4 protein-coding genes are annotated in these 4466 nt (G+C 41.8%); 1 reads left to right on the forward strand and 3 read right to left on the reverse strand.

The window, feature by feature from the left end:
• The first annotated feature begins 12 nt into the window (after nt 1–12).
• Complete coding sequence (locus PX484_RS08905; RefSeq protein ID WP_287764643.1) at nt 13–1251, forward strand: DNA cytosine methyltransferase; 1239 nt, start codon at nt 13–15, stop codon at nt 1249–1251.
• Nucleotides 1252–1555: 304 nt separating this feature from the next.
• On the opposite strand, the gene PX484_RS08910 is transcribed toward PX484_RS08905, so the two are convergent.
• From PX484_RS08910 to PX484_RS08920, 3 genes are all read right to left on the reverse strand, one after another.
• The gene (locus PX484_RS08910; protein ID WP_004268347.1) at nt 1556–2002 is read right to left on the reverse strand and encodes a hypothetical protein; all 447 of its coding nucleotides are present in this window, start codon (nt 2000–2002) and stop codon (nt 1556–1558) included.
• 43 nt (nt 2003–2045) lie between these two features.
• Nucleotides 2046–3659 (reverse strand): ABC transporter substrate-binding protein, encoded by a 1614-nt coding sequence (locus PX484_RS08915; RefSeq protein WP_004268349.1) that lies wholly within the window; start codon nt 3657–3659, stop codon nt 2046–2048.
• Between the two features lie 185 nt (nt 3660–3844).
• The coding region (locus tag PX484_RS08920) for an FTR1 family iron permease (RefSeq protein WP_288103514.1) at nt 3845–4466 on the reverse strand (622 nt) is incomplete at its 5' end.

The following is a 4466-nucleotide window of genomic DNA, read 5'->3' on the forward strand; positions in this document are numbered from 1 at the left end:
TAATTATTGGTTATGACTCAGGTAAATCTACAAAAAGCCGCTAATATTCTCGGTGTAACTACCGCAGAAATACTAACATGGCAAAAGAAAAAATTAATCAAAGGTCAGAAAATCAATCAAGTTGATTGGTTATTTGATCTCGAGCAATTAACCAATCTTAAAAATAACCAATCCCCCAGAGAATTGAGAATTTTACAAACTGTTGAGCCAACTAATTACACGGTTATCGAATTATTTGCTGGCTGTGGTGGTATGGCTTTAGGTTTAGAAAATGCGGGACTAAAAACGCAATTACTGGTGGAAATTAACCAAGATTGTGTTAATACTTTAAGACTCAATCGACCGCAATGGAATGTTATAAATCAAGACATAAAAAAGATTAAATTTTCTGATTTTAGAGACAAAATAGATGTTGTAGCTGGAGGTTTTCCCTGCCAACCTTTTAGTTATGCTGGGTTAGGAAAAGGATTAGAAGACTTGAGAGGGAGCTTATTTTTTGAGTTTGCTCGTTGTTTACAGGAAGTGCAACCTAAAATCGCTATGGCCGAAAATGTTCGAGGATTATTAAGCAATAAAAAAGGAGAAACCCTGCAATTAATGCTGCAAGCTTTACAGGAAATCGGTTATTATGCTGCTTATCAAGTTTTATCGGCTCAATTTCTCGATGTTCCCCAAAAAAGAGAAAGATTAATTATTATTGCTACCCGTCAAGACCTAAATATTAAACCGATTTTTCCCCAATATAAAAACTATACTATTTCTCTGAAAAAAGCTCTAGAGAATTGTCCCAGTTCTCCAGGAGTAGAATATAAAGAAAGAAAAAAAGAGATTATGTCCTTAGTTCCCCCAGGAGGAAATTGGCGGAATTTACCGATGGATATTCAAAAAGAATATATGAAAAATAGTCTCAAAAATCACGGCGGACGGACAGGATATGCTAAAAGATTATCCTGGGATGAACCGGCTTTAACTATTACCTGTAGTCCAGCACAAACCCAAACAGAAAGATGTCATCCCCAAGAAACTCGTCCTTTGACTGTGAGAGAATATGCACGAGTGCAGTCCTTTCCCGATGATTGGCAATTTACCGGTAATTTAACCTCTCAATATCGACAGATTGGTAACGCGGTTCCCGTGAATATGGCCTATCATCTTGGTGGCTGTTTAATTAATATGTTGCAGGGGGATTATCTGGGGGAAACACAGCCAAAAACCGAACAGTTAAGCATTCCGGGGTTAGAAGTTAATTAATTTTGACTAAAAGTAAATAGTTTTTACCTAATCAGCAATAGCTGGAGAAAAATTAAGTAGCTAGATATAGTCATTTCAGATAAGTCTGATACACTCTAGACCAGTTAAACCCTTATTAACTCTAGCATTGATATTCTCAATCTTAATTGAAATGACTATACAATTAATCACACATATCTAACTACTTCTTGCATGAGTGCCTATCCTCAGCCAGAAATTGATTTTGTCGGATTTTACTGTCTGGAGTCTGTAGGGTTGATTCATGAATCAACCCTACCCCGGCAGCAATTGATTTTGTCGGATTTTACTGTGCGGGGGGAATAACTTCTAACGGAATACTTTCAGTTTCTCCATCTTTAGATGGATTGACATCCGGACTTTTTTCTGCATCTGGAGTTTTTTCCACCGCTTTGGTTTCTGAGGTGGGGGGATTTTCGGGGGGTACTTCTGGACTGGGATTATTTTCCGGGATGGGAGTGAATTCCACTGGAGTTTCGCTTTCAGGAGACGGGGAAACTTCGGGGGAAGCTTCGATATTACGGGTAGTTTCCGTGGGAGTTGTTTCTATCCGGGGAGATTCTGGGGTAGTTGCGGGGGTAGTTGCGGGGGTGTCTTCGCTGGTTTTTTCTTCTTCCCGGGGACAGGCTGCCGATTCTAAACCGAGACGACATCGGACTTCCTCCCGTCCCAAAGATACGGCAATTCCCGACACCGACATTAACAAAGCTAGGATGGGTAAGATATTGTTCATAAAATTAGACTTGATTCTACTCCTCGACATCACATTATCTATTTTAGATAGGATCGAATTGATATTGAGAACCCTTTGGCCCCTCATTGCCGCGATTAGCACGCACCAAGGGAACTTGGTTAAAAATGTTAAAATCCGTGGTGCTTCCCTGCAAGGTGATTCCTCGATTTAAAGTTTCGACTACAGTAGCACGGTCAGAACTTTTAGCGATCGCTTCCCCTAATACTTTCATGGTATCGTAGGCGGTAGCAGTACGCCAACTGACGCGACCGCGCCAACTTTTCAGCGCATCTTTGGCAAAAGGATCCGTTGCTTGGAAACTCCAAGGTACTGCTAGAACTAATCCGTCGATGCTATCCGCTCCTTGAATAAGGATATCGGGTGTATAAAGTTCATTTCCGCCTAATAAGAGCATTCCAGACGATTCTTGGGCAATAGCCACGGCTTGATCTATGCGATCGCCGTCTTTACTCAAGGCCAAAAATACCACCCTAGCGCCAGCTTGTCTTGCCTGATCTATGGCGGTTTTAGCGTTAAAATTGGCTTTGGTGGTGTCTATTTCCTTAACTATCTTGCCTCCCGGTTCTTTTATCGCTTTAGCAAAGGAATCCTTTAATTTTTGACTATAGGGACTATCGGAATTATAAAAAAGAACCACTGAGGGAGAATTCTCTTGCTTACTAGCATAATTAGCCAAAGTTTTGGCCACTGCTTCCAGATAACTACCGAAAACTTCCTGAGACTTATCCTTAAGGGGAATGGTTTTCAGGGTTGCATTTCCCGTTTGACTAACACTGGTAGTCAGGGGAGAAAGAATCGCTAATCCTTCTTTTTGGTAACTTTCAATCGCTTTTTGACTAAAAGGATCGATTCCGTGGCCGATAACTGCCAAAACTTGACCGGATTGAATCAGATCATCGGCTATCGCCTTTGATTGTAACCCACCGCCATCATTAGCGATGACTATTTCCAAAGGATTACCAGAATTAGAATTATTAAACTCCTCTTGATACCTTGCCACACCTCGGAGAATTTCCTTGGCGCTGTTGGGGTCGTTAGCGATGGGGACAACAACGGCTATAGTCTTTTGATTACCTTTTTGTCTAGCTTTGGCGTTATTGTAATAGATTTTGCCCTCCGGATCGTTTGCTTGGGGAGTGGCCGCCAGTTGGTAAGATGCGATCGCATTTGACCAATCTTCCTTTTTAAAGGCCGCTGCGCCTTTTTCTTTGTTAGGAGTGGAATTAAGCAGTATTTTCTCACCTTGGCTAAATAAATCGGGATTTTTAGCCGTATTACTCACAAAAGTTGCCTTGGGTTGCTTGTCTGGGGTTTCTTCTGGTGTAACTTGGGAAGTATCGGGTTTGGGAATCAGCATTTGCAATAGACTCCAACCCCCTAAACCTGCGGTTAAAGCGGTAATTATCAAAGCGAAGGGAAGTAACCAGTTAGATTTTTGGCCGACTCTAGTGGTACCCCCCGGGGACACCACCACCGTGGTTTTAACCGTGGTTGTTACGGGATCCATCGCTTCCCTAGGCAGGCCACAGATAGGACAATCAGGAGTAGTATTGTCGCAGGGTTCATGACCTCCCGCAATCGCTTGCGGATAAGTTTTACCATCTTTAGGGATACCGTCACATTGCCAAGTAGTCATAATCAGTTATCAGTTATCAGTTATCAGTTATCAGTGGGTAAGTTATCAGTTATCAGTGGGTAAGTTATCAGTGGGTAAGTTAACAGTTATCAGATGTGAGTTTTTAAGTGAGCATTATTAAATAGCAGTTTCTTGCCATCTTTTCGCTGTTTACTGGTCACTGTTTACTGTTTACTGATTACTGTTTACTGTTTACTGGTCACTGTTTGAGGACGTTGTCGTAAGCTTTGGAAATAGAGGCCACCGATAAGCAGTAAAAAGAGGATATAAGCAACAATTTGACTGATATAGAGGTTTTGACGATAACCAAACAGGGATTTAAGGAGGAGTCCGGGGAAAGTGCGATCGCTCAAAATTTGGGAACCGTCCCAAACTTGAAAACCGAGAAGACAGGAGGAGGGGAGAGAAGGACAGAAATTGCGATAAAAAGGGTCAATTTCACTTAAAAGACTGATTCCTGCGTCGATATGTTTCAAAATACCGATGAGTAATCCGGCAACGATTAAGAGGAGGAAAGTCCCCATAATTTGGAAAAAGAGACGGATATTAATTTTTACTCCCCCCGCAAAGAGGAGAGTTCCCAACAAGGTTGCGACACTTAACCCCGCTATCGCACCGAAGGTTTGTATCTGCCAATCTTTTTGGAATTGGGCCAGGATAAAGAGAACAGTTTCAAATCCCTCTCGCAAGACAGCGATAAAAACGAGCAGAAAAATCGCTTTTCCTGCCCCATTTTCCGATTTTAAACCCGCTTTTACCGCACTTTCTACCTCAGATTTCAAAGATTTGGCCTGTTGAGTCATCCAA

This window comes from Microcystis sp. M49636_WE2 (genome assembly GCF_030065375.1).
Lineage (GTDB): Bacteria > Cyanobacteriota > Cyanobacteriia > Cyanobacteriales > Microcystaceae > Microcystis > Microcystis aeruginosa_C.

Bases quoted from the DNA above. Each gene is read 5' to 3' on its own strand.
- PX484_RS08905 (WP_287764643.1), top strand. From the start codon at position 13: ATGACTCAGGTAAATCTACAAAAAGCCGCTAATATTCTCGGTGTAACT.
- PX484_RS08910 (WP_004268347.1), bottom strand. From the start codon at position 2,002: ATGAACAATATCTTACCCATCCTAGCTTTGTTAATGTCGGTGTCGGGA.
- PX484_RS08915 (WP_004268349.1), bottom strand. From the start codon at position 3,659: ATGACTACTTGGCAATGTGACGGTATCCCTAAAGATGGTAAAACTTAT.